The sequence below is a fragment of the Stenotrophomonas sp. YJH_SMC_16 genome, from assembly GCF_059367875.1.
On the sequence record NZ_JCAFRH010000006.1, the window covers coordinates 108,124 to 133,878 of the forward strand.

Genomic DNA, 25,755 nt, shown 5'->3' on the forward strand with positions numbered 1-25,755 from the left:
ACCCAAAGGTGGCCGTCCGTGTGCGTCGAAAGGAAACGGCGGGCTTACAGCGCCTGCAGTTCCTCGTTGGCGTTGCGCTTTTCCTTGACCGGAGCCGGAGCCGGAATTGCGGCCGGTGCAGGTGCTGCCGCGTTGGCATCCACCGGCACTTCCAGGTAGGGAAGGTGCAGGGTCTGGCTGGTCAGCGTGCGGATCTCGTTGACCAGCGCGGCACTGTCGTTGAGCTTGCGCCCGTACGACGGCACGATTTCGCGCAGGCGGGTTTCCCAGCCGGCCTTCATCTGGTCCGGGAAGGCCTTGGCCATCAGGTCCAGCATGATCGGCGGCGAGGTCGACGCACCCGGCGAGGCGCCGAGCAGGGCCGCGATGGTGTGGTCCTTGTCGGTCACGATCTCGGTACCGAACTGCAGCACCGGGCCCTTCAGCGGATCACGCTTGATGATCTGCACGCGCTGGCCGGCGGTGACCAGCTTCCAGTCACCCGGCTTGGCGTTGGGGAAGTACTTGACCAGCTCGGCCTGGCGGTCGGCATCGTTCAGGCGTGCCTGGCCCATCAGGTACTGCACCAGGTCCAGGTTGTCCTTGCCCACTTCCAGCATCGGGCCGACGTTGTTGTGGGTGACCGAGGAATACAGGTCCCACCACGAGCCGTGCTTGAGGAACTTGGTGCTGTACAGCGCGAACGGCCCGAACAGCACCACCGGCTTGCCGTCCAGCTTGCGCGCATCCAGGTGCGGCACCGACATCGGCGGCGAACCGGTCTCGGCCATGCCGTAGGCCTTCACGCCATGGCGCGAGGTCACGTCCTGGCCCTGGAAGGCGAGGAACTGGCCACCGACCGGGAAGCCGGCGTAGTCCTTCGATTCCGGAATGCCGGACATCTGCAGCAGCTTGAGCGCGGCGCCACCGGCACCGATGAACACGAAGCGGGCGTGGGTGGTGGATTCGGTGCCGGCCTTGAGGTCCTTCACCGTCACGTTCCAGCTCTTGTCGGCGTTCTGCCGCAGCGCGCTCACTTCATGGTTGAGGTGCAGGTTGAAGTTCGGGCTGCGCTGCAGGCCGGTGGTCAGCTGGCGGGTGATCACGCCGAAGTTGACGTCGGTGCCGAGCGGCATCCAGGTCGCGGCAACCTTCTGCTTCGGGTCACGGCCTTCCATCAGCAGCGGGGCCCACTGCTTGATCTGCGCCGGATCTTCCGAGTACTGCATGCCGTAGAACAGCGGATTCTTCACCAGGGCCTGCTGGCGCTTGTGCAGGTAGGCGATGTTGTCATCGCCCCAGACGAAGCTCATGTGCGGGGTCGGGTTGATGAAGTCGCTGGGCTGGCTCAGCCGGCCTTGCTTGACCTGGTGCGACCAGAACTGGCGCGAGACCTCGAACGATTCGGCGATGCCGACCGCGCGCTTGGTCTCGATGCTGCCGTCGGGCAGTTCCGGGGTGTAGTTCAGTTCGGCGAACGCCGAGTGGCCGGTGCCGGCGTTGTTCCAGCCATCGGAGCTTTCACCGGCGACGCCGTCGAGGCGTTCGTAGACCTGGATGTTCCAGTCCGGCTGCAGTTCCTGCAGGTAGGTGGCCAGGGTGATGCTCATGATGCCGGCGCCGACCAGCACAACGTCGACGGGCTTGTCGTTGCTGGCGGCGGGCACCGAGCGCTGGGTCAGCGGCCAGTACAGGAACAGCGCGGCGGCCAGCAACAGCAGCACGAGCAGGGCGAGCAGGGCCTTGCCAAATTTCTTCATGGGGGCGGGATCGTTGGCGGAGGGGAGGAGGTCAGGATGCGCATGAAGCAGGGAAAGGGCGTGAAGAAACAACGCCTTGCAGCATCCAGGTGCGATTCTAACCGGATCGGGTCCTTTTTTGATGCAACGCAGCATCCGGCGCTTCGCACCATCCTCACCCGGTAGCGCCAGGCCTTGCCTGGCGACGCCTTCAATCAGACCAGCTCCAGAATCTCGTCTCCGGCGTCGTCGATCTCACCGGTCGGGCGCCACCCCAGGCGGCGGTAGAAGCCGTGCGAGCGCGATCGCGGGTCGGCCGAGCAGGCCAGGAACAGCCGCTGGTGACCGGCATCGCGGGTCAGGCTCACCACGTCCTGCAGCAGCTGGCGGCCGATGCCGCGGCCTTCGTAGTCCGGCAGCAGGGCCAGCACCAGCACCTCGCCGCTGTCGCGGTCGGCGAAGCAGTAACCGGCCATGCGCTCGCCCTCCCAGGCGATGCGGCCGATCGAATCGCCTTGGGCGATGCCGGCCGCCCAGCTGTCCTCGGTGATGCCCAGTTCCGCCAGCTGGGTGGCACTGAAGGCGTTCTCGCGGGTGCGCCCGCGCAGGTCGATGCAGGCGGCGGCATCTTCGGGGCGCGCATCGCGGACGAATACAGGCATGCAGGGCATCCTTGCAGTGATCGGCCGACCAGTATCCGCATCACGCATGGACCCGGTGTGGAGGTTTCGTGGAGGTTGGATGGAGCAAAAAGGGGACGGAGGGGATTAAGTCGCTTTCGACCCCACTTCTCCATGGCCCGGGCTCGACAACTCCCGACTATCAAGCGATGCATTCCCAACGCTTACCTGCCCTGGTGGTATTAGGGCGCAGTGAGGCCCTCCTGTCGCAGCAAGGCAAGGTACCTCCCACCTTCATCGTCGGCGTCGAATATGTCCTCGCCATCCAATGAATACGCCCTGAGCAGGTACTCAAGGGCCCGATCCCGCTGCCCCAGAAGTTCGTTGCATTGGCCAACGCGATACAGGATGAAGGGATTGGCATGCCCGTCCGGACCATTCAATGCATCCATGAAGTACTTCAGGGCGGTCACTACGTCACCGGAAAGAAAGCTCGCGTCTCCAAGTGAAGCACAGAGCCACGTGTAGGCCTCCCAATCCTTGGCAGGAGCTGGCAACGCTTCTAAAGCCTGCAGCCAACACCGAGTCGCGCCAGCATGGTCATCGGCATCCATGAGGACGTTTCCCTGCTCTGAGAGGTCAGTGACCCGCTCATAGATTTCGTCAGGAAGTTCCATTCGGTTTGACTCACAATTGGCAAGCTTTCCAGCCTACGTAAAACAAGTGCATCTGTCGGCTGGCAATTGCGCTATTCGGTGTCGCAATTGCCTCGAATTTTGGCCGCGTGAGCCGAAAGCAGGTGCCGACCAAGATCTACATCCCCTGGGAGGCCAGCTCAGCGCTTGCGCCGGACCAGCGCGGAGGAGGCATCCAGCACCGCGCGGGTCAGCAGGGCCATGGTCTGCACGTCGCCCTTCCAATGCTGCCAGTACAGCGGCACGTCTTCCCACGCGCGCTGGCGCACGTAGACCAGTCGCCCGGCGTCCAGATGCCGCTTGACCAAGGGCAGGGGGTTCATGGTCCAGCCCATGCCGCCCAGGTTGGCCTGCACGAAGGCGCGGGTGGACGGAATCCACCAGGTCGGCGCGGTGCTGGGCAGGTCGTCGCCCGCCATGCGCCGGGCGAAGCGCGACTGCATTTCGTCCTTGCGGTTGAATACCAGCACCGGGGCCTGCGCCAGCGCCTGCGCGGTTACGCCCTTGGCGAAATGGCGCTCGCGGAACTCGGGGGTACAGGTCGCCGCGTAGCGGATGCTGCCCAGCGCGTGGATCTGGCAGCCCTGCACCGGCTCATCCAGGGTGGTCACCGCGCCCAGCACCGTGCCCTGGCGCAGCAGTTCGACGGTGTGGTCCTGGTCTTCCACGCGCAGGTCCAGCGTGGTGCCGGTGCTCTGCGCGAACTGCGAGGCGGCCTGCGGGAACCAGGTCTCCAGGCTGTCGTGGTTCACCGCCACCGGGATGCTTGCCTGGGGCAGGTCCTCGTCGGCCAGGCCCATACGGTGCAGGGCATCGTGTTCGAGCAGGGCGGTCTGCTCGGCCAGCTGCACCAGCACCTGGCCCTCGGCGGTGGCGGTGGCCGGAGTGCCGCGCTTGACCAGCAGTCGGCCGACCCGGTCCTCCAGCGCCTTGACCCGCTGCGAGATGGCCGAGGGCGTGACATTCAACGACTGTGCGGCGCGGTCGAAGCTGCCTTCGCGGATCACCGCGGCCAGGGCGCGCAGCTGGGCATGGTCGATACGCATCGAATTAAGTTCCGCTAATGTTGGTTTAGGAAGTTTAGCTCGTCTTTTTCATGTTGCGGCGCGACAATGGCGCCCGTTCCGGTGCTGTCCGCCTTCGCGAGGCACCGTCCCCCAAGCAAGTAAAGGCAGTGAATCCCATGTTCTCGGTCATCTCCGCCAGCACCGGCCTCGGTGCCTGGTTCTCTGGTGCAGCTACCGGCATCGGCCTGTTCGCCGTGGTCGGGGCCCAGAGCGCTTTCATTCTGCGCCAGGGCATCCTGCGCAAGCACATCGTGCCGGTGGTTGCCACCTGTGCGGCCATCGATGCGATCTTCATCTTCGCCAGCGTGGCCGGCCTGCGCACGCTCACCTCGGCACTGCCGTGGCTGACCACCGCCGTGCTGTGGACGGGTGTCGCGTTCCTGGCCTGGTACGCAATGAAGTCGGCACGCCGTGCGATCGCCGGTGGCGGTGGCATGGGCGAGGCCGACAGTGACGACGGCAGCCGCCGCGCGGTGCTGATGGCTGCGGTCGGCTTCTCGCTGATCAACCCGCACTTCTGGCTGGACATGATGGTGATCGGTTCGATCGCCGAGAACTTCGGCAACGCCCGCATGGCCTTCGCCGCTGGCGTGGTCACCGCCAGCTGCCTGTGGTTGACCGCGCAGGGCCTGGGTGCACGCCTGCTGGCGCCACTGTTCACCAAGCCCAGTACCTGGCGCGTGCTTGACGGCACCATTGCCGTGATCCTCAGCATCCTGGCCCTCACGTTGGCGGTGCGCGGGGTCCACTGACCCGGCGCACGCCCCCCGAACCCACGTCCTGACTCTCTCTCCAAGGTAGTGGTAACGACGGCACCGGCAACGGTGCCGTCGTTTTTTCTGCCGATGTGGCGCGGCAATCGGTCACGTGCCTAGAATCGTGCATCCGGACAGGGTGTCCGGTTTTCCATGGGGGAAGGATGCGCAGGATTGTGCTGGCTGTACTGTTGGGAGCGGTTGTGGGTGGGGCATCGGCCGCAGCGCTGGACCTGGATCGCTATCTGCGGCAGGAGTCGTTTACCGACATCAAGATTTCGCCGGGGGGCGAGTACATCGCCGCGACGGTTCCGCTGGAGGCGGGAACCGCCTTGGCGATCTATCGCATTGCCGACATGAAGATGGTCGGCAGCTTCCGCCCGCCCCGCAACGATCACGCCCACACCTTCGACTGGGTCAGCAACGAGCGGCTGCTGGTGGGCATGGCACAGAAGTTCGGCGTGCTGGACCGGCCGACGCCGACCGGCGAACTGTTCGGTATCAATGCCAACGGCAAGGGCGGCGAGCTGCTGGTGGGTTACCGGGTTGCCGACCAGAGCCTGGGCACCAACATCAAGGTCAAACCGGCAGGCCTGGTGGCCGCGTACCTCAGCGACGAACTCAAGGATGACGATCGCAACGCACTGGTGACGGTGATCCCGCTGGTCGGCAGTTCGCATGCCCAGGTCGAGCGCATGGATGTGATCACCGGTCGCCGCAACGCGGTGGCACGGGCTCCCATCCCCGATGCGGACTTCACGATCGATGAGCAGGGTGAGGTGCGTTTCGCGCGCGCTGTCGTTACCGATGGCACGCAGAAGCTCTACTACCGCACAGGCAGCAACAGCGACTGGATCCTGCTCAACGATGAATCCCTGAGCAAGCGCATCGAGCTGCCCCTCGGCTTCTCGGCCGACGGTCGCCTGGCGTACCTGCAGGTCGAGCAGGCAGACGGACCCGATGCCATTGTCAGCTGGGACCCCCAGAGCAATGAACGACGCACCGTGCTGCGCGATGAGAGCGCCGACCCGGCGCGCATCATCCGGCGCCCCGGCAGCCGCGTGCCGGTCGGGGCACTGTTCCTTGGCAGTGCGCCGCGAACGGCATTCTTCGATGACGCCTCGAACGAAGCCCGCCTTTATCGCAGCCTCGAAGCGGGCCTGGGCGGAGCGGCCTACATCACCTCCAGCACGCGCGATGGCAGGACGGTGCTGGTGGAAACCTGGTCAGGCAGCAATCCGGGCGATTTCTATCTCTATGACACGGTTGGCAAGAGTGCACGGCACCTGATCAGCCGCAGCGACTGGATCGACCCCGCGCTGGCGGCGGAGGTGCGTCCGATCAGCCTGAAGGCGCGCGATGGGCGTCCGCTGCATGGCTTCCTTACCGTCCCGCACGGCCGCGAGGCCCGTGCGCTGCCGATGGTGGTGGTGCCGCACGGAGGTCCGATCGGTGTTGCCGACGACGGCGCCTATGACGCCGAGGCGCAGATGCTGGCGGCGGCAGGTTACGCGGTATTGCAGGTGAATTTCCGCGGCTCTTCCGGTTATGGCCGGGCCCACATGCAGGCCGCGCGCAAGCAATGGGGACTGTCGATGCAGGATGACGTCACCGATGCCACGCGCTGGGCGATCGAACAGGGCGTGGCCGACAAGAACCGCATCTGCATCTACGGGGCCAGTTACGGTGCCTATGCGGCAATGATGGGGGCGGTGCGCGAGCCGGGCCTCTACCAGTGCGCGGCAGGCTACGTCGGCATCTACGACCTGCCGTTGATGTACGCCCGTGGAGACATCCAGAGTGATGAGTCAGGCCTGGCCTATCTGCGCAACTGGCTGGGATCGCCCAAGGATCTGGCAGAGCGTTCCCCGGTGAATCTGGCCGCGCAGGTGCGGGTGCCGGTATTCCTGGCCGCGGGAGGGCAGGACCAGCGTGCGCCGATCGTGCACAGTGAACGCATGGAAGCTGCGTTGAAGAAGGCCGGCTCGCCGGTGGAAACCCTGTTCGTCAAGAACGAAGGGCATGGTTTCTATTCTCCTGCCAATCAACGCACGTACTACAGCAGGTTGCTGGCCTTCCTCTCGCGCAGCCTGGGGGGACAGGTGGCCGCGCAGGCCACGCCTGCGGAAAAGAGCAGCGCGCCCTGAACAAGCCGGGGGCGGCGGATGATCGATCCGCCGCCCCGGATTTCGCCTGCAGCGGGCTTACTTGACCCCGTGCATCATCTTCTTCAGCAGCGGCGCGGCAATGAAGGCGGCCAGCGCACAGCCCAAGCCGATCCACATCAGCAGCCAGAACAGGTGCGCATAGGCGCCGGCGGCGGCCACCATGTCCAGCGATTCGCCTTCTGGCACCTCGATCGCGGCCAGCTTGCCGAACAGCGCGGCCAGCGTCTCCGAGAATGCGGTGGCCAGGAACCAGGTGCCCATCATCAGGCTCATCACCCGCGGCACGGCCAACTGGGTGACCGCCGACAGGCCGACCGGCGACAGGCACATCTCGCCACTGGCCAGCAGGAAGTAGGCCAGCACCAGCCACCACACACTGGCCATCTCGCCGGTAGCGCCGACCTGCTGTGCGGCCAGTGCCAGCGGCACGAACGACAGCGCGCCGATCACCAGACCCCAGGCCGATTTGACCGGCTTGCCCGGTTCCCAGCCGCGGCGGTCCATCCACGTCCACAGTGCGGCGAAGGCCGGTGCCAGCAGCACCAGGAACAGGCCACCCAGGTAGGTCAGCGAGCCTGCGGTCTGCGGGATCACCAGGCAGTCGCGCACCAGCAGCACCAGCATCAGCACGACGATGGCGGCGAAGAACGTGCGCGGCGCAGCCGAACCCGGGCGCCGTTCGGACAGGCGCGCGCTGACCACGAAGCCCAGCGGTGCCAGCAGCAGCGAGATGATCGACCACGGCAGCGGCGTACCGCCGGTGATCACCAGCGAGGGCACGATGTCCTTGGTCAGCAGGCGGTCGGTGAAGGTCACCCACGAGCCGTAGGACTGCTCGTACATCGTGAAGAACACCAGCGCCATGAAGATCAGCACCATCAGCGCGATCATCTGCTGGCGCTGCACCGGCGTGCACTTGCTGCCGGTGAACCAGGCGAACCAGACCAGCACGCCGCCCAGCACCACCAGCATCAGCATCAGCGCCAGGCTGATTTCACCGCCCAGCGCGAATGCGCCATTGCCGGCGGCCCACATCAGCCACGCCACCGGCAGCACACCGAGCACCGCGCACAGATAGATGAGCCATTCGCGCGGCAGGCCCAGCACCTTCTGCTTCAGTGCCGCCGGTTGCGGCGGTTCGGCATGGCCCTGCAGGTACTTCTGGCCCCACAGGAACATCGCCAGGCCGGCCAGCATGCCGATACCGGCTGCTCCGAAACCGTACTTCCAGCCATAGGCCTCGCCGAGGAAGCCGCACACCAGCGAGGAGAACAGCGCGCCGAGGTTGATGCCGGCGTAGAACAGCGAGAAGCCCGAATCGCGGCGCGGATCGTCCTTGGCGTACAGCTTGCCGACGATGGTGGAGATGTTCGGCTTGAGGAAGCCGACGCCCATGATGATCAGTGCCAGCGACAGGTAGGTCACCGCCAGTGCCGAGGTGTCGCGCACCACTTCGCCGTTCACCCGGTACGCGGCGTGGCCTTCGAAGGCCATGCCAAGGTGGCCGAGCACCAGCAGGATACCGCCGAACAGCACCGCCCGGCGCATGCCCAGCCAGCGGTCGGCCAGCATGCCGCCGAATACCGGGATGCAGTACACCAGGCCGCCGTAGGCACCGAGCAGGTCCAGGCCGGCCTTGTCGCCGAACAGGTGGTATTTGGTCAGGTACAGCAGCAGCAGCGCCTTCATGCCGTAGAAGGAGAAGCGCTCCCACATTTCAGTGAAGAAGCAGACGTAGACGCCCTTGGGATGGCCCAGGAAGTCGTCGGAAGCGATAGCAGTGGAATTCATCGCGGAATTATAGGCGCGTGCCGCAGGCACGCACCGGGTAGCGCAGCCAAGCCAGGTCACGCCTTCGCGCCTTGAACCGCGCGAAGGCCCGCGTCGGCGGGTACAGCACCACCGCCAGCGCACAGGCCACCAGCAGCAGGCCGGCCACCGAATCCAGCGCGTACAGGTCACCGTGCGTCGGTCCCCAGATTGCCAGCGCGGCCAGGTACAGCCCCTTCAGCACATACAGGTGCAGCAGGTAGAAGAACATCGGCGCGGCGCCGATATCGGCCAGCGGGCGCAGCGCACGCGCCAGGGGTGGCCATTCGTACAGGCGCAGCAGCAACAGCCCCACGCCCAGGGTCAACAGCAGGAACTGCAGCGACGGCGGGTACTTGGTGATGTTGAACACGCTCATCCATGTGCGCAGCGTGCTGCTTTGGTACTGCCACGGTGCATCCCCGTACTGGTTGGCGAATCGCAGCAGTGCGAACAGGGCCAGTGCGCCGATGCCTGCCCACAGCAGCCATCGCTGGCGCTGCTCTGGCGCGCGCTCGCGACCGAACCACGGCCCCATCAGGTAGCCCAGCGCAATCACCCCGATCCAGGGCAGCAGCGGATAGGACGTGCGCAGGCGCAGCGCACCGGCCTCGATCCAGTCGCGCTGATGCAGCACTTTCCACAGCACCGGCAGCGGCCCGTTGCCTTCCGTCCGCACACCATCCAACACGTTGTGCCCGGCCACCACCGCGACCGCGGCCACCAGCAGGACGGGACGGGGCAGCCACAACAGGCCGCCCAGCGCGATCATGCTCAGGCCGATGGCCCAGATCACCTGCAGGTACAGCGTGTCCGGCGGCAGCTGGAAGGTCCAGGCGAAGTTCACCAGGGTCAGTTCCAGCACGACCAGGAACAGGCCGCGCTTGAGCAGGAAGGCGGACGTGGCCCGGCGCGGATCCGCCTGGCGCTGGCCGTACAGCCAGGCCGAAAGACCGGTCAACAGGACGAACACGGGCGCGCACAGGTGGGCCAGCAGACGGCAGGCGAACAGCGCAGGGGAGACCGTCGCCGCGTCCATCGGGTCGCTCACCTGGTGCTGCAGGAAGAAGGTCTCGCGCACGTGGTCCAGCAACATCAACAGCATCACGGTGCCGCGCAGCTGGTCGATGGAGGCCAGGCGAGGGGAGGGGGAAGGGGGCATGCGATGCAGTAATAACAAGGTAGCATTAAGATATAACATATCATTTGCTGTGTGCCCAACCGGACTTTGCCGGGTCGGTCGATTGCCGGTCCACGTACTGGCCCATTGCGCTGCAGCACACGCCCCCATCCTTTGGCACGCTGGACTTGATCTGTCCTGAACGCTAGCGTGGCAGGGATTTTTTGCCAGCAGGGGCTTCCATGAACCACGACGCTGCGCCCAAGCAGCTCACCTTCCGCGCAGTGGCCCTGGCCATCGTGCTGGCGGTGGTGCTGTCGGCCGCAAACGCCTACCTCGGTCTGTTCGCAGGCCTGACCATCGCCACCGCCATTCCCGCCGCGGTGATATCCATGGGCGTGCTGCGCCTGCTGGGCGGTGGCTCCATCCTTGAAAACAACATCGTGCAGACCGGCGCTTCGGCCGGCTCGTCGATCGCCGCCGGTGTGATCTTCACCATTCCGGCGCTGGTGATCATGGGCTACTGGCCGGACTTCAAGTACTGGTGGGTGCTGGGCATCGCCGGCCTTGGCGGCCTGCTGGGTGTGCTGTTCTCGGTGCCGCTGCGCCGTTCGATGATCGTCGAAGACCCGCTTCCGTTCCCGGAAGGCAAGGCCGCGGCCGAAGTGCTCAAGGCTGGTGAGAATCCGGGCCCGGGCCTGAAGATCCTCGGCCTGTCGGCGGTGATCGGTGCCTTCGTCAAGCTGGCCGCGGAAAGCGGCATGCGCCTGATTCCCGATGCCTGGGCCACTTCGGCCTACGTCGGCAGCTCCAAGGTCACCGCCTTCATCGGCACCAACCTGTCGCCGGCACTGCTGGGCGTGGGCTACATCGTCGGCCTCAACGTCGGCATCGTGGTGGTGTCCGGCTCGATCCTGACCTGGCACATCGCCATTCCGATCTACCAGGCGTTCTTCATGAACACCGATCCGGCACTGGCCGCGTCGGTCGCCACCGCTTCGTCCACCGAAGCCGCGTTTGCCATCTGGGGTGCGAAGATGCGCTACCTGGGTGTCGGCGCGATGCTGATCGGTGGTATCTGGACCCTGATCTCGCTGCGCAAGTCGCTGCTCAACGGCGTCAAGAGCGGCTTTGCCGCCGCCCGCAAGAGCGGCGGCCCGGTGCTGGCGCACACCGAGCGCGACCTGCCGATGAAGTGGATGCTGGTGGCCCTGGTGGTCTTCGTGCTGCCGCTGCTGGCCCTGTACCAGGCCATCGTCGGCCAGTGGCACGTGTCGATCCCGATGACCCTCATCATGATCGTCGCCGGCTTCCTGTTCGTGTCGGTCTCGGCCTACCTGGCCGGCCTGATCGGTTCGTCCAACAACCCGGTCTCGGGCATCACCATCTCCACCATCCTGTTCGCCTCGGCCGTGCTGGTGGTGCTGCTGGGCGCCGATGGCCTCAAGCCGGTCGGTGCCGGCGGTGCGCCGCTGGGTGCGGTGGCTGCGATCATGATCGGCGCGGTGGTGTGCTGCGCTGCGGCGGTCGGCGGTGACAACCTGCAGGACCTCAAGGCCGGCTACATCGTCGGCGCCACCCCGTGGAAGCAGCAGTTGATGCTGGGCATCGGTGCGTTCTCGTGCGCGCTGATCATGGCCCCGGTGCTGAACCTGCTGGCAACCGCCTACGGCATCGGCGTGAAGTCCGAGCTGCACCCGAACGCGCTGGCTGCACCGCAGGCCAACCTGATGGCCTCGGTGGCCAAGGGCCTGTTCGGTGGCGAACTGCCGTGGACCTTCATCGGCATCGGTGCCGTGGTCGGCGCCGCCATCATCGCCTTCGACAGCTGGTTGAAGTCGCGCAACGCACGCTTCCGCGTGCCGGTGCTGGCCGCCGCCATCGGTATCTACCTGCCGCTGGAACTGATGGTGCCGATCTTCCTCGGTGGCCTGATTGCCCACCTGGTGGAGCGCTTCCACAAGGTGCGCGCCGATGACGAAGAAGGCCGCGACCGCGTGCACAAGCCGGGCGTGCTGTTCGCTGCCGGCCTGATCACCGGCGAGGCGCTGATGGGCATCGCCATCGCGATTCCGATCGTGGTCAGCAGCCGCGCAGACGTGCTGGCCGTGCCGTTCCACCTGCCGGGCGCACAGTGGATCGGCCTGGCCGTGCTGTTCCTGGTCGGCTGGCTGATCTACCGCACTGGCAAGTACGCCAAGGCGTAATGCAGGGGGTCGGATCCCTTCCCGGAGGGAAGGGCTCTGACCCCACGCTGACAGCGTCTGGGGTCAGAGCCGATTCCGCCGGAATCGGATCCGCCCCCCGTGTCCCCACAAACCGCGCTACGGCGCGGTTTGCTGTTTCTGGCGATTGCCCGCCCGCAGGCATGACCGATGGCCTTGGCAGCCCCGGCCGCACGGGCCTAACATCGGTTTTTTGCCGTCCTGCGGAGACCCCGATGAAACTGCGTCATGCCCTGCTGCCACTGAGCCTGCTGGCCGCCCTGCCCAGCGTTGCCGCTGCCCGTGGCCTGGAAGTCCGCGACATGGTGGCCATGGACCGCGTCTCCGCGCCGGTACTGACCGCTGACGGCGGCACCGTGGTGTTCGCCAAGCGCAGCGTCGACGCCAACCTGAAGGCCTCCACCGCGCTGTTCGCACGCAACCTGCGCACCCGCGATGCGGCGCCGCCGAAGCAGATCACCCCGGCTGGCTGGAGTGTCAATTCCGCTTCACTGTCGGCCGATGGCCAGACCGTGTACTTCCTCAGCGCCAAGAACGGCAGCCAGCAGCTGTACGCGCAGCCGATCAGCGGCGGTGCTCCGCGCCAGCTGACCGACTTCCCGGTGGACGTGGACAGCTACCACGTGTCGCCGCAGGACGACCGCGTGTTGTTCAGCGCCGGCGTGTTCCAGGCCTGCGCCTCGGACCTGACCTGCACCGAGAAGAAGCTGAAGGACGTGGCCGGCGCCAAGGCCAGCGGCAAGGTCTTCGATTCGCTGTTCGTGCGCCACTGGGATACCTGGAACGACGGCCGCCGCAATACCCTGTTCGTGGCGCCGCTGCCGTCGGCCAAGGCCGGCGCGGTCAAGGGCGCTTCTGCACTGAGCGCGACCATCGATGGCGACGCGCCGTCCAAGCCGTTCGGTGGCAACGATGATTTCGCGTGGTCGCCGGATGGTGCCAGCGTGGTGGCCAGCATCCGTGTGGCCGGCAAGCAGGAGCCATGGTCGACCAACTTCGACCTGTACCGCTTCGACGCCGCAGGCAAGCAGGCACCGGTCAACCTGACCGCGTCCAACCCGGCCTGGGATGCCGGCCCGGTGTTCAGCGCCGACGGCAAAACCCTGTTCTACCGTGCGATGAAGCGCCCGGGCTTCGAAGCCGATCGCTTTGGCCTGATGGCAATGGACGTTGCCAGCGGCAAGACGCGCGAGATCGCCCCGCAGTGGGATCGTTCGGCTGGCGGCATCGCCCTGTCCGCCGACGGTGCCAGCATCTACACCACTGCCGATGACCTCGGCGAACACCCGCTGTTCCAGATCGACGTGGCCAGCGGCAAGGCCACCAAGCTGATTGGCGATGGCAGCGTTACTGCTGTCGACGTGGCCGGCAACAGCGTGGCCATCACCCGCAACAGCCTGAAGAGCAACGACCAGGTACTGGTCGGCCTGCTGCCGGCCGCGGGCGAGGCCATCGGCGAACTGCGCGCGCTGACCCCGGCTGCTGGCGACGTACTGAAGGACGTGACCTTCGGTGACTACGAACAGTTCGAGTTCAAGGGCTGGAACAACGACACCGTGCACGGCTACGTGGTCAAGCCGCACAACTACCAGGAAGGCAAGTCGTACCCGGTCGCGTTCCTGATCCACGGCGGTCCGCAGGGCAGCTTCGGCAACGGCTGGAGCTACCGCTGGAACCCGCAGACCTACGCGGGCCAGGGCTACGCGGTGGTGATGATCGATTTCCACGGTTCCACCGGCTATGGCCAGGCCTTCACCGATGCGATCAGCCAGCACTGGGGCGACCGCCCGCTGGAAGACCTGCAGAAGGGCTGGGACGCGGCGCTGAAGAAGTATTCCTTCCTCAACGGTGACAAGGCCTGTGCGCTGGGCGCGAGCTACGGTGGCTTCATGGTCAACTGGATCGCCGGCAACTGGAACAGCCCGTTCAAGTGCCTGGTCAACCATGACGGCGTGTTCGACCAGCGCATGATGGGCTACGCCACCGAAGAGCTGTGGTTCACCGAGTGGGAGCAGGGCGGTACCCCGTACCAGAAGGCCGCGAACTACGAGAAGTTCAACCCGGTCAACCACGTGGCGGACTGGAAGAAGCCGATCCTGGTCATCCACGGCCAGCAGGACTTCCGCATTCCGGTCGAGCAGGGCCTGGCTGCGTTCACCGCTGCACAGCGCCAGGGCATCGAATCGAAGTTCCTGTACTTCCCGGACGAGAACCACTGGGTGTTGAAGCCGAACAACAGCATCCTGTGGCATGACACCGTCAATGCCTGGCTGAAGCAGCACATCGGCAACTGATGACTGCAGCGCCGCCCTTCGGGGCGGCGCTTTTGTTTTCGACGGTGGGTGCCGATGTTCCCGCCGGTGGGTGCCGACCGTTGGTCGGCACACCTTCGCCAACAGCAGCCGAGCATGGCTCGGCTCTACAAGAGCCCCTGCATGATCCAGAACGACATCGTCGTCTTCGGCTTGATCGCCGCCACCCTCGGCGCCGTGTTCTGGACCGCCTCGCGCGAGCAGGGCCTGTGGAAGCGCTTCTACACGTTCGTGCCAGCGCTGCTGCTGTGCTATCTGATTCCCGGCATCTACAACACCGTCGGCCTCATCGATGGCCAGAACACCAAGCTCTACAACCCGATCGCACGCGACATCCTGCTGCCGGCGGCGCTGATCCTGCTGACGCTGGCGGTGGACATCAAGGGCATCCTGCGGCTGGGCCCGAAGCTGGTGCTGATGTACCTGGGCGCGTCGGCCAGCATCATGCTCGGCGCGGTGGTGGCGTTCCTGCTGATGCGCGCGGTGCATCCGGAAACCGTGGCCGGCGACACCTGGGCCGGCATGGCCGCGTTGGCGGGCAGCTGGATCGGCGGCGGTGCCAACATGCTGGCGATGCGCGAAGTATTCGACGTCAATGCAACCACCTTCGGCCAGTTCGCGGTGGTCGATGTCGGCGTGGGCTATGTATGGATGGCGGCACTGATCTTCCTGGCCGGGCGCGCCGCGAAGATTGATGCACGCAGCGGCGCCGATACTTCGGCCATCGATGAACTGAAGGAGCGCATCGCGCGCTTCCAGGCCGAGCACGAGCGCATTCCCAGCCTTACCGACCTGATGCTGATCGTGGCGGTGGCCTTCGGTGGCGTGGGCCTGTCGCACGCCATCGGCGCGCCGCTGGCGGCGTGGTTCAAGGCCAACGTCAGCTGGGCTTCGCAGTTCAGCCTGGATGCGCCGTTCGTGTGGGTGGTGGTGCTGTCGACCTCGCTGGGCCTGAGCCTGAGCTTCACCCGTGCACGTACCCTGGAAGGGGCGGGCGCCTCGCGGCTGGGCTCGCTGCTGCTGTATTTCCTGATCGCCTGCATCGGCATGCAGATGGATCTGCTGGCGCTGCTGGATCGCCCGTGGCTGTTCCTGCTCGGCCTGATCTGGATTGCCGTGCACATCGTGCTGCTGTGGTGCCTGGGCAAGCTGCTGAAGGTGCCGTTCTTCTATTTCGCGATCGGTTCGCAATCGAACATCGGTGGCCCGGCCTCGGCGCCGGTAGTGGCGGCCGCGTTCCATCCGGCGCTGGCGCCGGTGGGCGTGCTGCTGGGCACGATGGGCTATGCGACCGGCACGTACCTGGCCTACATCGTCGGTATTACCCTGCGCGCGCTGGCCGGGCAGGGGTGATCCTGTAGAGCCGAGCCCATGCTCGGCTGCTTCTGGCTTTGCATTCGCGCTCGTGACAGCGAAGAGCAGCCGAGCATGGGCTCGGCTCTACAGTAGATCCACGCCATGCGTGGATGGCGGTTACGCCGCCTGCAGCAACCCGCGTTCGATCAACCACGCCCGCGCATCCTCGGCGTCCTGTTCAAACCACGCCTTGGTGGATCCCAGCCGATACGTATACCCCCAGGCATCCATGTCGGCCATCAGCCGCGCAGTGCCAACCCCCGGCAGCTGCCCGGCCAGCACGATCTGCAGGTAGCAGGTGGCATCTTCCTCGGCCACCGAGTCGGTGGCGTCGGTATGCACCTGCGCACGCCGCTCCGGTGGCAGCACGATCAGGTGGCAGGCTTCGTGCAGCATCGAATGTACGGGAGTGTCGTCGCGCACATACACGTTGCTGGCGATGATGCCGGCCTCGGGCTCGCCCCAGTAGCTGCCGGGAATCGGTTCACCGGCCGCGACGTGGTGCAGCCGCAGGCCATGCGCGGCGAGCAGGCGCTGCGCATCGGCGAAGGCGATGTCGCCCACGCAGGTGATGTCCACGGCGGTTGTCGTATCGGTCATGCGGTTGGGCAGCCCCGCCCATGCAGGCACGGGCGGGGCAGGAGATCAGGGTTTGTCCGGGCCTTCAGGCAGCGCCACGGAGATGTCCAGCACGTCGTGCTGGCCATCCTTCACCAGGTCGACCTTCACCGCATCGACGTCGATGTTCACGTACTTCTTGATCACTTCCAGCAGCTCACGCTGCAGCAGCGGCAGGTAATCGGGGCCGCCACGGTTGCTGCGTTCCTGCGCGATGATGATCTGCAGGCGGTTCTTGGCGGTTTCGGCGGTGGTCTTCTTCGCTTTGAGGAAATCAAACAGGCCCATGCTTACCCTCCGAACAGCTTGCTGAAGAAGCCCTTCTTCTCGACGTTGGTGAAGCGCATCGGGCGTTCTTCGCCGAGGATGCGCGCGACTGCGTCGTCGTAGGCCTGGCCGGCAGCGGACTCGACATCCAGGATGACCGGCTCGCCCTTGTTGGAGGCGTTGAGCACGTCACCCGACTCGGGGATCACGCCAATCGCCTTCAGGCCGAGCACTTCCTCGACGTCGGCGATGCTGAGCATCTCGCCACTTTCCACGCGCAGCGGGGTGTAGCGGGTCAGCAGCAGGAAGGCCGGCACGTCCTGGCCGGACTCGGCCTTGTGGGTCTTCGAATCGAGCAGGCCGATGATGCGGTCCGAGTCGCGCACCGACGACACTTCCGGGTTTACCACCACCACGGCGCGGTCGGCGAAGTACATCGCCAGGAAGGCGCCCTTCTCGATGCCGGCCGGGGAATCGCAGATGATGTAATCGAAACCGTCGGCGGCCAGGTCCTTCAGGACCTTGCCCACGCCTTCCTGGGTCAGTGCGTCCTTGTCGCGGGTCTGCGAGGCGGCCAGCACGTACAGGTTCTCGAAGCGCTTGTCCTTGATCAGGGCCTGCTTGAGGGTCGCTTCGCCGTGCACGACGTTGACGAAGTCGTACACCACGCGGCGTTCGCAGCCCATGATCAGGTCGAGGTTGCGCAGGCCGACGTCGAAGTCGATCACCGCCACCTTCTTGCCGCGCCGTGCCAGGCCGCAGGCCAGGCTCGCGCTGGAAGTGGTCTTGCCGACGCCGCCCTTGCCGGAGGTGACTACGATGATTTCAGCCAAAGGACTTCTCCTGGTTCTGCATGAGTTTGGAGCTGCGTCAGTCCAGCGCAGCGATCTTGATCTGGTCCTGTTCCAGCCACACCTGCACGGCTTTGCCGCGCAGGTTGTCCGGGACATCGTCCAGTACCTTGTAGTGGCCTGCAATGGCCACCAGTTCCGCATGGAAATCACGGCAGAAAATGCGTGCCGCGGTGTTGCCCTGGGCCCCTGCCAGCGCGCGGCCGCGCAGGGTGCCGTAGATATGGATGCTGCCGTCGGCGATGACTTCGGCGCCGGCACCGACGGTGGCCATCACGGTCAGGTCGCAGTTCTCAGCGTACAGCTGCTGGCCCGAACGCACGTTGCCCAGCTGCATGCGGCCGGGTTGCGGTGCGGCGGCGTCGGCGACCTTGGCCACCGGCGTGGCCGGCGCCGGCTTCGGTTCGGCACGGGCCGCGCGACGCGGTTCAGGCGCGGACGGCGGCGGAGCCAGCTCGGCCTCGGCACGCTCGTACTGGGCGCGGAATTTGGCCAGCAGGGGCAGCCCGAGCTGCTGCGAGAGCAGGTCGACCGCGCTGGTGCCATAGGCCAACGCCACCGGCAGCACGCCGGCACTGCGCAGGCCATCGACCAGCGCCTGCGCGGTAGCCACGTCCGGCACCTGGCTCAGGCCGCCGAAGTCGAGGATCACCGCCGCGCGGCCGAACAGTTTCGGCGCACGGGTGACGCGTTCACGCATTTCCTGCACAAGGCGCTCGACATCAAGGGTGCGGATGCGCAGGTTGGCGACGCCCACCTGGCCGATCTTCAGTTCACCGGCCTGTTCGTAATCGAAATTCACCGCCACGCTCAGGTCCCCGTCGGCCGCTGTGCCTGTGCCGGCAGCTGCCGGGCACGTGTCCATGCCACATCCGGCAGCTTGCCGCCGTAGGTCTCCTGGACCCACGGGTAGCTGCACAGTTCCTTGGCCAGCATGCTGGCGCGCACATCGACCTGCGGCATGGTGTTCTGGCCCAGCTCGCGGAAGCCGAAGCTGCCGTGGAAGAGCAGGGCGGCATCGGCGCCATGGTCGAGGAAGACTTCGCAGGTCATCTGCGGGTAGCGCAGCTCGGCGAAGCTCTGCGCGTCGGCATAGAACGCACGGCCGACGCCACCGCCACGACGGCGGCTGGCGACCACGATGCGGTCGATATAGAAGAACGGGGTGTCCAGCTGCTGCTTGAACCAGGCGAAGTTGCTGCTGTCGTGCTGGCTGTCGCTGCCGAAGCCGATCAGGAAACCGGCCAGGTTGCCGTCGCGCTCGGCGACGCGGAAATACTCAGCGGTTTCGTAGAACAGGCGCAGGCGGGCCGCATCCAGGGGAAGGATGGCCAGGCCAGCGTTGTTGTTCAAAGCCAGGACGGAATCGAGCTCGTGCTCGCGCACGTCGCGGATGACAATCGACATTGTGACTCCGTGGGGTAACGCGGTTGGTCCGTCAAATTGGACCCTGCGCACGATTATTGCATGCCCGGGGTGGGCTGCGGCATGAACAGGGGGCCGCAGATGCATGACTTCCGTGGGAGTGCGCGACGCAGGCCGGGCCCGTAGAGTGCTGGCATGTTGGGAGTCCTCAGCCATACCCGCGTCCTCCGTCTGGCCGGCCTGTTTACCTGGGTCATGGTCGGCCTGCCACTGGCGTACTCGCAGTTCGAGAACCTGCACAGCCGCAGCGATATGGGCAGCTGGGCGATCCTGCTGTTCGTCGCCTACCTGTCCTTCGGCGCCGCGTACTACTGGCTGACCCGCCTCCTGCGCAGCGACAGCGACAGTCACACCACCTGGCTGGACCGCGGCCTGCTGCTGCTGCTGACGGTTTCGGCGCTGGGCGTCAGCTACCTCAGTGGTTCCGGCCTTGGCAGCATCCTGATGATGGTGGCTGCCGGCGTCATTCCGTGGATGCTGTCGGCGCGCCTGTGCGTGCTGTGGCTGCTGGTCAGCCAGCTGGCGGTGGCCCCGGTCTATTACATGCTGCTGCACTTCCCTCTGTTCGAAGCCGTGATGCAATCGCTGCTGTATGGCGGCTTTTCCATGTTCATCTTCGTGACCAGCCTTGTCGCGCGACAGCAGACCCAGGCCCGCGACGAGCAGCGAAGGCTCAATTCGGAGCTGCGCGCCACCCGCGCCCTGCTGGCCGAAAGCGCCCGGGTCAATGAGCGAACCCGCATTTCGCGTGAGCTGCACGATCTTCTGGGGCATCAGCTGACTGCGCTGACCCTGAACCTGGAAGTGGCCGGCCACCTGGCCGAGGGCCAGGCGCTGGACCATGTGAAGCGCTCGCACGCCCTGGCCAAGCTGTTGCTGGGCAACGTGCGCGAGGTGGTCAGCCAGCTGCGTGAGACCGGCGCCATCGATCTGGCCGCGGCACTGCGCCCGCTGACCGAGAATGTGCCTTCGCTGGACATCCAGCTGGACATCGAGGATCCGCTGAACGTGGAGGACCCGCAGAGGGCCCACGTGCTGCTGCGCTGCACCCAGGAGATCATCACCAACGCGGTGCGCCACGCCGGCGCCCGCCACCTGTGGATCAAGGTGTACCGTGAAGCCCCCGACCGGGTGGTGGTGGAGGCCCGCGACGACGGTGTCGGCGCGGATATGGTCAATGTGGGCAATGGCTTGCGCGGCATGCGCGAGCGCCTGCAACAATGTGGTGGCCAGCTGCAGGTCGAAACCCGCCCCGGTGAAGGCTTCCGGTTGCGGGCGACGGTGCCGGCAACGGTGCTGGTGGCCACCCTTACCAAGGTTCCTGAAGGAGTGCGTTGATGATTCGCGTCTGCCTGGTCGACGACCAAACCCTGGTGCGGCAGGGAATCCGCTCCCTGCTGGCGCTCGACGACGGTATCGAGGTGGTGGCCGAGGCCGGCGATGGCCGGCAGGCGGTCGAGCTGATACCGCAGGTGCGTCCCGACGTGGTGCTGATGGACATGCGCATGCCGGTGATGTCCGGGCTGGAGGCGCTGCAGGTGCTGTCGCGCCAGGAGCAGCTGCCGCCGACCATCATCCTCACCACCTTCGACGACGACCAGCTGGTGCTGGCCGGGCTCAAGGCCGGTGCCAAGGGCTACCTGCTCAAGGACGTGACCCTGGCGCAGCTGGTCGGTGCCATCCGCACCGTGGCCGAAGGCGGTTCGCTGGTGCAGCCGGCCGTGACCCAGCGCCTGCTGTCCGGCCTGGAGCACATGCGCAACGAGTTCGTCAGCCTGGACCGGCCGGACCCGTTGACCGACCGCGAGACCGAGATCCTGCGCCTGATGGCCAGTGGCTTCTCCAACAAGGAGATCGCCAATTCGCTGGGTGTGGCCGAAGGCACCATCAAGAACCACGTGTCCAACATCCTGTCCAAGCTGGGCGTGCGCGACCGTACGCGTGCCGTACTGAAGGCGTTCGAGCTTCAGCTGGTCTGAGGAAAACCTTTTCAGGACAATGACTTGAGGCCCAGGCATGGCCCTCGGGTGGGGTTGCCCCCTACTTCACGGGTATCGGTATGCGGTACGCTTCGAATTCTTTGTCCATACAAATACGCAGCCGGCAGGGAAACCGGTGCGCCAATCCCGATAAACAATGCCCGCGAAGCCTGCTAGGATTGGCGCTTCGCTTCAATCAACCCGGCCGTGGGATCGGCCCCGGAGACTCTCTGAATGACCCGTATTATCGAGTTCCTGATCGCCTTGGGGATCGTGGCTGGCCTGTTCGTCATCATTGGCGTATGTCTGCCGGGCGAGCGTCACATCACCGAAAGCATCGAGACCAACCGCAAGATGACGATCGTGTACGACACGGTCAGCAGCCTGCGCCGCTTCAAGGACTGGAACCCGCTGGTACTGCGCGATCCCGCCGTTGAACTGAAGCTGTCCGGCCCGGCCTCCGGCGTCGGTGCCACTCTCGACTTCACCTCCAAGGACCTGGGCACCGGTTCCTGGAAGATCACCGAAGCCGAAGAGAACAAGCGTGTTGCGATCGCCATCGATGACGCCACCAAGGGTCACGACAAGATCACCACCTTCACGCTGGAGCCGACCGGCAAGGGTGGCCGCAACGTCAAGATCACCCAGGACTACTCGGTGAAGTACGGCTTTGACCTGTTCGGCCGTTATGCAGGCCTGTATGTCAGCCGCCAGATCGGCGACGACATCAAGATGGGTCTGTCGCGCATGGCCAACATGCTGGCCACCGTCCCGAACGTGGACTACCGCACCCCGGAAGCCCCGCTGACCGATCTGGGCATCGTCGACGTGCCGGCTGAAGACCTGCTGGTCGTCAACGCCGGTAACGTGGACCGTGGTCAGGACACGATCACCAAGTCCATCAAGGACAACCAGGAGTGGATCAAGCGCGTGATGGAGGCCAATGGCCTTGAAGCCGCCGGTCCGTTCCGCATCATCACCACCGACTTCGGTCAGGAAAAGTACGCCTTCGACATCGCCCAGCCGGTGAAGAAGAAGGGTGCTGAAGGTGCCACCGCTGAAGAGCTGACCGTCAAGATCGACGGTGGCGCTCCGGTCAAGTACGTGCATGTGGCTCCGCACCGTTCGGCGCATGCCGCCTACACCGGCCACATGGCGGGTCTGGACGTGGCCCGCAACGGTCTGCGTGCCTGGGCCGTGACTTCCGGCAACGAAGTGATCGACCGTCCGTACGAAACCTGGAAGGACGGCATCGACAAGTCGTTCACCCCGGAAGGTACCTACGACATCTACTGGGCCGTCAAGTAAGCTTCGGCTGACCCATGTAGTGTTGGACACGAAAACGCGCCGCTCATTGCGGCGCGTTTTTTTTCATCTGGCGCCCGGCAAGGGCGCTGCGCAAGGAGCCCACATGTTCAATCTCGAACGTCGCGCACGTAAGCCTTCGCTGCTGGCCTGCCTGGGTGCGCTGCTGGCCGCCGCCTCGATCGGCCTGTCGGCCTACGCCTCGCACGGTGTGGCCGACCCGCTGGCGCAGCAGCATCTGAACATGGCGGCGCTGTATGCGTTCGCGCATGGTGCGGTACTGGTGGCGCTCGGACCGCGCGCGCAGGGAGCGATCGCGCACCTGGCGCTGTACGTGCTGCTGCTGGGTGTGCTGCTGTTTTCCGGCAGCCTGGTGGGCGGCGCGTTGTGGCAGTGGCCGACGCGCATGGCACCGATTGGCGGCACCAGCATGATGGCCGGATGGGTGTTGCTGGGGATCAATGCGTTGAGGCGGTGACGGCAGCGGAGATCGGCCAAGCACGACACCGCTGCGCCGTCAGCTTCTGTAGAGCCGAGCCATGCTCGGCTTCGAGCGAAGCGACCCGCTTTTGTCTTTGCTCTCTTGTTCCATCCTGCGGCCATGCACTGATTGCCCCAGGCTTTCGCCACGAGGGGCTCAGCCGTTGGCCGGCTTCCAGCACCAGTGCCACGGTTCGTAGACGATTCCGTGCGGGTTGTCGCGGGGGTAGCTCAGATGGAAGCCGTGTTCACCGGCATGGGCCTGCAGCCACGCGAACGCGTCGGTGGCTTCGAACGATTCTTCGGCCGGCGCGTCGCCCGGCGTGCCGATGTCCAGCGCGTGGCCGCTGTGGTGTTCGCTGAACCCCGGTGCGGCATTCACCTTCAGGATCTCTGCCACGCTCAAGCCGCGCGCCAGCTTCCGTTCGAAGATGCCCAGCTGGTAGGCATGGCTGCGGAAGCCGGAGATCGCGTCCAGCGCAATTCCGTCCTGTGCCGCGTGCAGTTGCATCCGCCGCCAGCCCTGCGCGGCGCCACGGCGCAGCCACAATGGGCGGGCGAAGCGGTCGCGACCGGCGAAGTGCAGCAGGCACGGTTCGGATTCCAGCGGCAAGCCGCTGCCGTCTGCGTAGCGCTGTGCATCCAGGCCAAGCTGCTGCAGGCGCTGCTGCAACCCGGCCAGCGGCAGCCATTGTTCTTCCAGCCCGGCGGCGAAGGGCCGCGCTGCCGCGGCATCCAGCAGCGCCAGTGCTTCCTCGACCCCGGGCTCGCGTGGCAGGCGCGGCACCATGGCGTGCACACCCTGCGCCAGTACCGCCGCCAGGTAGCGGCCATCGCGCTTGCGCCGCAGCACCCAGTGCGCCTGCGACAGCAGGCGTGCATCCAGGTTGCTGCGTGCACGCAGCAGGTGGGCGGGCCACAGCTCGATGGCCTCGGTATTGATCAGCAGGGGGGGGCGTCGTTGCATCGCCGCAGCTTACTGCCGTGGCGCCGACGCGGCCACCTTGCGCAGTGCATCGAGTAGGGCCTGCGGCCGGTCCACGCTGAGCAGCAGCGTGCTGCCATCACTGACCGGCAGGGCGAGGACGCGCGCACGGTCGGTGACCAGGGCGAAGCCCTTGCCGCCGCCCTGCAGGCGGAAGTGGCCCGAGTAGAAGCCCGGCATTGAATAGCCATTGGTTTTGACACGGATGCCGTAGCGGCGGTCACGCTGCAGGTCGACCACCTCGGCCTGGTCCAGCCGCAGCTGCGCCACCGGTACGCGCCGCCGATACATCGTCGAGTGCACGTCCAGCACGTTGCCGGCCAGCGCCACGCGGCGGCGGAAGAATGCGGCTCCCAGCCCGACAGCGAGTACAGCGATGACGATCAGGCTCCATGCCGCACTGCCGCCCATCCGGAACCAGGGCGGCGACAGCGTCACTTCGATCCAGGGGGCGCCTGCCGGTGCCTTGTACAGCTGTGCGTACAGGCAGGCCACGAAGGCAGCCAGCAGCGGCAGCACGATCCAGAGCACGCGCAGCGGCGAGCTCTCGGCCACGTCAAAGGGTTTGGGGTCGCTGCCGCCCATGGTTCAGGCCTCCTTCTTGAACACCAGCATCGCCGGGCGCATCGGGGCCGGGATGATGACGTTGACCAGTTCCCAGCCAAGCTGGCCCTGGCGGGTCAGTTCACTCTGGATGTCCTCGGCCTTCAGGGTGCCCATCATCGTGGTCTTCACTTCGATGGTCTGGTAACTCCAGCGCGTGCTCATTCCTTGTCCTCCGGCGATGGCGTGGGTTTCGGCAGGCGTCCTGCCCTGCGCAGGGCGTCGCGCAGCACGTATTCGATCTGCGCGTTGAGGCTGCGCAGCTCGTCGTCGGCCCAGCGCTGCGCCGCGGCCAGGACCTCGGCGTTGATGCGCAGCGGATAGGCTTTCTTCTCACTCATGGGGGCTCCTGGCGGGGCGGTGGGGCGCCCCGTTGCGAGTGTGGCTCAATACAGCGAACCGGCATTGACGATCGGCTGGGTGCCGCGGTCCGAGCACAGCACGGTCAGCAGGTTGCTGACCATGTGCGCCTTGCGCTCCTCGTCCAGCTCAACCACGCCGTTCTTCTGCAGTTCGGCCAGGGCCATCTCGACCATGCCGACCGCACCGGCCACGATGCGCGTGCGCGCGGCGATCACCGCGTTGGCCTGCTGCCGCTGCAGCATCGCCTGGGCGATTTCAGCGGCGTAGGCCAGGTGGCTGATGCGCGCGTCGATCACCTGCACACCCGCATCGGCCAGGCGCTCGGCCAGCTCGTTCTTCAGGTGCTGGGAGATCTCGTTGGCATGGCTTCGCAGGGCCAGCTGGCCGTCCTCGTGCTGGTCGTAGGGATAGCTGGTGGCCATCGCACGCAGCGCGGATTCGGACTGGATGTGCACGAAGCTCTCGTAGTCGTCCACGTTGTAGACCGCTTCGGAGGCGTCGACCACCTGCCAGACGATCACTGCGGCGATCTCGATCGGGCTGCCGTCCAGCTCGTTGACCTTCAGCTTGCCGCTCTCGAAGTTGCGCACGCGCTGGCTGACCCGGCGCTTGGCGTAGAAGGGGTTGTTCCAGCGCAGGCCGTTGTCCTTGACGGTACCGACGTACTTGCCGAACAGGCTCAGCACGGCCGCCTGGTTGGGCTGGATGGTGTACAGGCCGGCCAGGATGAAGACCGCGGCAGCGACCACCAGCACGCCGGCCAGCATCAGCAGCAGGTTGGGCGAGCCGGTGCTGGCCTTGGCCGCCACCCCCAGCACGAACAGAGCGCCGCCGGCCAGCGCAGCCAGCAGGGATCCGGCCAGGGTGCCGAGGCCGTTGAGGGAGGCAAGCGACTTCTCTTTCATGGCGGTACGTCCTTGAGGGTTCAAGGTGAAGATATCAAAGTGATATCACTTGTCGACTACCGTTCGTCGGATGCCATGGCCCGGGTGCCCGGCCAGCTAGAATGCCCACCCGCCTTCACATCGCTGCTG

Annotated in this window: 25 protein-coding genes; 9 read left to right on the forward strand and 16 right to left on the reverse strand. The window is 65.9% G+C overall.

The window, feature by feature from the left end:
• Positions 1-44 precede the first annotated feature (44 nt).
• The 4 genes from mqo to AC5P6E_RS14670 form a co-directional block, all read right to left on the reverse strand.
• Entirely contained in the window at positions 45-1,739 is a 1,695-nt protein-coding gene (gene mqo / locus AC5P6E_RS14655; RefSeq protein ID WP_428702562.1) for a malate dehydrogenase (quinone), read from the reverse strand.
• Positions 1,740-1,933: 194 nt separating this feature from the next.
• A complete protein-coding gene (locus tag AC5P6E_RS14660) occupies positions 1,934-2,380 on the reverse strand; it encodes a GNAT family N-acetyltransferase (protein ID WP_049434583.1) in 447 nt (148 codons plus the stop codon).
• 200 nt (positions 2,381-2,580) lie between these two features.
• Positions 2,581-3,015 (reverse strand): tetratricopeptide repeat protein, encoded by a 435-nt coding sequence (locus AC5P6E_RS14665; RefSeq protein ID WP_483697611.1) that lies wholly within the window; start codon positions 3,013-3,015, stop codon positions 2,581-2,583.
• Positions 3,016-3,173: 158 nt separating this feature from the next.
• Positions 3,174-4,079 carry a LysR family transcriptional regulator ArgP gene (locus AC5P6E_RS14670; RefSeq protein ID WP_010483397.1) on the reverse strand — a complete coding sequence of 302 codons (906 nt, stop codon included), beginning with the start codon at positions 4,077-4,079 and terminating at the stop codon, positions 3,174-3,176.
• A gap of 137 nt (positions 4,080-4,216) precedes the next feature.
• On the opposite strand from AC5P6E_RS14670, the gene AC5P6E_RS14675 reads away from it, so the two are divergent.
• Positions 4,217-4,852, forward strand: a complete 636-nt coding sequence (locus tag AC5P6E_RS14675; protein ID WP_005408523.1) for a LysE/ArgO family amino acid transporter — start codon at positions 4,217-4,219, stop codon at positions 4,850-4,852.
• Between the two features lie 167 nt (positions 4,853-5,019).
• Complete coding sequence (locus AC5P6E_RS14680) at positions 5,020-7,002, forward strand: alpha/beta hydrolase family protein (RefSeq protein WP_019336989.1); 1,983 nt, start codon at positions 5,020-5,022, stop codon at positions 7,000-7,002.
• A gap of 57 nt (positions 7,003-7,059) precedes the next feature.
• Here AC5P6E_RS14680 and AC5P6E_RS14685 read toward each other — a convergent pair whose 3' ends face one another.
• Both AC5P6E_RS14685 and AC5P6E_RS14690 read right to left on the reverse strand, forming a co-directional pair.
• A complete protein-coding gene (locus AC5P6E_RS14685) occupies positions 7,060-8,814 on the reverse strand; it encodes a peptide MFS transporter (RefSeq protein ID WP_019336990.1) in 1,755 nt (584 codons plus the stop codon).
• 7 nt (positions 8,815-8,821) lie between these two features.
• Positions 8,822-9,994, reverse strand: coding sequence for an acetyltransferase domain-containing protein (locus tag AC5P6E_RS14690; protein WP_049455602.1), 1,173 nt, complete (start codon positions 9,992-9,994; stop codon positions 8,822-8,824).
• Between the two features lie 200 nt (positions 9,995-10,194).
• Here AC5P6E_RS14690 and AC5P6E_RS14695 point away from each other — a divergent pair, with 200 nt between their 5' ends.
• The 3 genes from AC5P6E_RS14695 (at position 10,195) to AC5P6E_RS14705 (ending at position 15,842) form a co-directional block, all read left to right on the forward strand.
• On the forward strand, positions 10,195-12,159 hold the full coding sequence (locus tag AC5P6E_RS14695; RefSeq protein ID WP_010483387.1) for an OPT family oligopeptide transporter: 1,965 nt from the start codon (positions 10,195-10,197) through the stop codon (positions 12,157-12,159).
• A 233-nt stretch (positions 12,160-12,392) separates the two neighbouring features.
• Positions 12,393-14,471 carry an alpha/beta hydrolase family protein gene (locus AC5P6E_RS14700; RefSeq protein WP_019336622.1) on the forward strand — a complete coding sequence of 693 codons (2,079 nt, stop codon included), beginning with the start codon at positions 12,393-12,395 and terminating at the stop codon, positions 14,469-14,471.
• 141 nt (positions 14,472-14,612) lie between these two features.
• Positions 14,613-15,842, forward strand: a complete 1,230-nt coding sequence (locus tag AC5P6E_RS14705; RefSeq protein WP_029550672.1) for a DUF819 family protein — start codon at positions 14,613-14,615, stop codon at positions 15,840-15,842.
• Between the two features lie 120 nt (positions 15,843-15,962).
• Here the strand turns inward: AC5P6E_RS14705 and AC5P6E_RS14710 are convergent, their stop codons facing one another.
• Genes AC5P6E_RS14710 through AC5P6E_RS14730 form a run of 5 tightly spaced genes read right to left on the reverse strand, consistent with a single transcriptional unit; the run spans position 15,963 to position 18,988 of the window.
• A complete protein-coding gene (locus AC5P6E_RS14710; protein WP_010483381.1) occupies positions 15,963-16,445 on the reverse strand; it encodes a hypothetical protein in 483 nt (160 codons plus the stop codon).
• A gap of 45 nt (positions 16,446-16,490) precedes the next feature.
• Entirely contained in the window at positions 16,491-16,751 is a 261-nt protein-coding gene (gene minE, locus AC5P6E_RS14715; protein WP_004148073.1) for a cell division topological specificity factor MinE, read from the reverse strand.
• Between the two features lie 2 nt (positions 16,752-16,753).
• Positions 16,754-17,563 carry a septum site-determining protein MinD gene (minD, locus tag AC5P6E_RS14720; protein ID WP_010483375.1) on the reverse strand — a complete coding sequence of 270 codons (810 nt, stop codon included), beginning with the start codon at positions 17,561-17,563 and terminating at the stop codon, positions 16,754-16,756.
• A gap of 37 nt (positions 17,564-17,600) precedes the next feature.
• The gene (gene minC, locus AC5P6E_RS14725) at positions 17,601-18,446 is read right to left on the reverse strand and encodes a septum site-determining protein MinC (protein ID WP_313208400.1); all 846 of its coding nucleotides are present in this window, start codon (positions 18,444-18,446) and stop codon (positions 17,601-17,603) included.
• The gene (locus tag AC5P6E_RS14730) at positions 18,392-18,988 is read right to left on the reverse strand and encodes a GNAT family N-acetyltransferase (RefSeq protein WP_010483371.1); all 597 of its coding nucleotides are present in this window, start codon (positions 18,986-18,988) and stop codon (positions 18,392-18,394) included. The genes minC and AC5P6E_RS14730 overlap by 55 nt, the downstream gene beginning before the upstream one ends.
• Positions 18,989-19,141: 153 nt before the next feature.
• On the opposite strand from AC5P6E_RS14730, the gene AC5P6E_RS14735 reads away from it, so the two are divergent.
• The 4 genes from AC5P6E_RS14735 (at position 19,142) to AC5P6E_RS14750 (ending at position 22,768) form a co-directional block, all read left to right on the forward strand.
• Positions 19,142-20,344: a sensor histidine kinase gene (locus AC5P6E_RS14735; RefSeq protein ID WP_010483369.1), complete on the forward strand. Its 1,203-nt coding sequence runs from the start codon at positions 19,142-19,144 to the stop codon at positions 20,342-20,344.
• Positions 20,344-20,985 carry a response regulator gene (locus AC5P6E_RS14740; protein ID WP_005408537.1) on the forward strand — a complete coding sequence of 214 codons (642 nt, stop codon included), beginning with the start codon at positions 20,344-20,346 and terminating at the stop codon, positions 20,983-20,985. Before AC5P6E_RS14735 ends, AC5P6E_RS14740 begins: the two co-directional genes overlap by 1 nt.
• Before the next feature lie 234 nt (positions 20,986-21,219).
• A complete protein-coding gene (locus AC5P6E_RS14745) occupies positions 21,220-22,293 on the forward strand; it encodes a polyketide cyclase (RefSeq protein ID WP_021203110.1) in 1,074 nt (357 codons plus the stop codon).
• Between the two features lie 103 nt (positions 22,294-22,396).
• Complete coding sequence (locus tag AC5P6E_RS14750) at positions 22,397-22,768, forward strand: DUF423 domain-containing protein (protein WP_010483366.1); 372 nt, start codon at positions 22,397-22,399, stop codon at positions 22,766-22,768.
• A 159-nt stretch (positions 22,769-22,927) separates the two neighbouring features.
• On the opposite strand, the gene AC5P6E_RS14755 is transcribed toward AC5P6E_RS14750, so the two are convergent.
• The 5 genes from AC5P6E_RS14755 to AC5P6E_RS14775 are packed head-to-tail and all read right to left on the reverse strand — an operon-like array spanning position 22,928 to position 25,626.
• Positions 22,928-23,737, reverse strand: coding sequence for a M15 family metallopeptidase (locus tag AC5P6E_RS14755; RefSeq protein WP_043396754.1), 810 nt, complete (start codon positions 23,735-23,737; stop codon positions 22,928-22,930).
• Positions 23,738-23,746: 9 nt separating this feature from the next.
• The gene (locus AC5P6E_RS14760; RefSeq protein ID WP_043396750.1) at positions 23,747-24,340 is read right to left on the reverse strand and encodes a PH domain-containing protein; all 594 of its coding nucleotides are present in this window, start codon (positions 24,338-24,340) and stop codon (positions 23,747-23,749) included.
• A gap of 3 nt (positions 24,341-24,343) precedes the next feature.
• Positions 24,344-24,523, reverse strand: a complete 180-nt coding sequence (locus AC5P6E_RS14765) for a DUF4177 domain-containing protein (protein ID WP_010483360.1) — start codon at positions 24,521-24,523, stop codon at positions 24,344-24,346.
• On the reverse strand, positions 24,520-24,699 hold the full coding sequence (locus AC5P6E_RS14770) for a type II toxin-antitoxin system antitoxin (RefSeq protein ID WP_010483358.1): 180 nt from the start codon (positions 24,697-24,699) through the stop codon (positions 24,520-24,522). Before AC5P6E_RS14770 ends, AC5P6E_RS14765 begins: the two co-directional genes overlap by 4 nt.
• Positions 24,700-24,744: 45 nt before the next feature.
• The gene (locus AC5P6E_RS14775; RefSeq protein WP_043396748.1) at positions 24,745-25,626 is read right to left on the reverse strand and encodes an SPFH domain-containing protein; all 882 of its coding nucleotides are present in this window, start codon (positions 25,624-25,626) and stop codon (positions 24,745-24,747) included.
• Positions 25,627-25,755: the final 129 nt, after the last annotated feature.

Excerpts from the sequence above, each read along its gene's own strand:
- mqo (WP_428702562.1), bottom strand. The coding sequence starts at position 1,739 with ATGAAGAAATTTGGCAAGGCCCTGCTCGCCCTGCTCGTGCTGCTGTTG.
- AC5P6E_RS14660 (WP_049434583.1), bottom strand. The coding sequence starts at position 2,380 with ATGCCTGTATTCGTCCGCGATGCGCGCCCCGAAGATGCCGCCGCCTGC.
- AC5P6E_RS14665 (WP_483697611.1), bottom strand. The coding sequence starts at position 3,015 with ATGGAACTTCCTGACGAAATCTATGAGCGGGTCACTGACCTCTCAGAG.
- AC5P6E_RS14670 (WP_010483397.1), bottom strand. The coding sequence starts at position 4,079 with ATGCGTATCGACCATGCCCAGCTGCGCGCCCTGGCCGCGGTGATCCGC.
- AC5P6E_RS14675 (WP_005408523.1), top strand. The coding sequence starts at position 4,217 with ATGTTCTCGGTCATCTCCGCCAGCACCGGCCTCGGTGCCTGGTTCTCT.
- AC5P6E_RS14680 (WP_019336989.1), top strand. The coding sequence starts at position 5,020 with ATGCGCAGGATTGTGCTGGCTGTACTGTTGGGAGCGGTTGTGGGTGGG.
- AC5P6E_RS14685 (WP_019336990.1), bottom strand. The coding sequence starts at position 8,814 with ATGAATTCCACTGCTATCGCTTCCGACGACTTCCTGGGCCATCCCAAG.
- AC5P6E_RS14690 (WP_049455602.1), bottom strand. The coding sequence starts at position 9,994 with ATGCCCCCTTCCCCCTCCCCTCGCCTGGCCTCCATCGACCAGCTGCGC.
- AC5P6E_RS14695 (WP_010483387.1), top strand. The coding sequence starts at position 10,195 with ATGAACCACGACGCTGCGCCCAAGCAGCTCACCTTCCGCGCAGTGGCC.
- AC5P6E_RS14700 (WP_019336622.1), top strand. The coding sequence starts at position 12,393 with ATGAAACTGCGTCATGCCCTGCTGCCACTGAGCCTGCTGGCCGCCCTG.
- AC5P6E_RS14705 (WP_029550672.1), top strand. The coding sequence starts at position 14,613 with ATGATCCAGAACGACATCGTCGTCTTCGGCTTGATCGCCGCCACCCTC.
- AC5P6E_RS14710 (WP_010483381.1), bottom strand. The coding sequence starts at position 16,445 with ATGACCGATACGACAACCGCCGTGGACATCACCTGCGTGGGCGACATC.
- minE (WP_004148073.1), bottom strand. The coding sequence starts at position 16,751 with ATGGGCCTGTTTGATTTCCTCAAAGCGAAGAAGACCACCGCCGAAACC.
- minC (WP_313208400.1), bottom strand. The coding sequence starts at position 18,446 with ATGGACACGTGCCCGGCAGCTGCCGGCACAGGCACAGCGGCCGACGGG.
- AC5P6E_RS14730 (WP_010483371.1), bottom strand. The coding sequence starts at position 18,988 with ATGTCGATTGTCATCCGCGACGTGCGCGAGCACGAGCTCGATTCCGTC.
- AC5P6E_RS14735 (WP_010483369.1), top strand. The coding sequence starts at position 19,142 with ATGTTGGGAGTCCTCAGCCATACCCGCGTCCTCCGTCTGGCCGGCCTG.
- AC5P6E_RS14740 (WP_005408537.1), top strand. The coding sequence starts at position 20,344 with ATGATTCGCGTCTGCCTGGTCGACGACCAAACCCTGGTGCGGCAGGGA.
- AC5P6E_RS14745 (WP_021203110.1), top strand. The coding sequence starts at position 21,220 with ATGACCCGTATTATCGAGTTCCTGATCGCCTTGGGGATCGTGGCTGGC.
- AC5P6E_RS14750 (WP_010483366.1), top strand. The coding sequence starts at position 22,397 with ATGTTCAATCTCGAACGTCGCGCACGTAAGCCTTCGCTGCTGGCCTGC.
- AC5P6E_RS14755 (WP_043396754.1), bottom strand. The coding sequence starts at position 23,737 with ATGCAACGACGCCCCCCCCTGCTGATCAATACCGAGGCCATCGAGCTG.
- AC5P6E_RS14760 (WP_043396750.1), bottom strand. The coding sequence starts at position 24,340 with ATGGGCGGCAGCGACCCCAAACCCTTTGACGTGGCCGAGAGCTCGCCG.
- AC5P6E_RS14765 (WP_010483360.1), bottom strand. The coding sequence starts at position 24,523 with ATGAGCACGCGCTGGAGTTACCAGACCATCGAAGTGAAGACCACGATG.
- AC5P6E_RS14770 (WP_010483358.1), bottom strand. The coding sequence starts at position 24,699 with ATGAGTGAGAAGAAAGCCTATCCGCTGCGCATCAACGCCGAGGTCCTG.
- AC5P6E_RS14775 (WP_043396748.1), bottom strand. The coding sequence starts at position 25,626 with ATGAAAGAGAAGTCGCTTGCCTCCCTCAACGGCCTCGGCACCCTGGCC.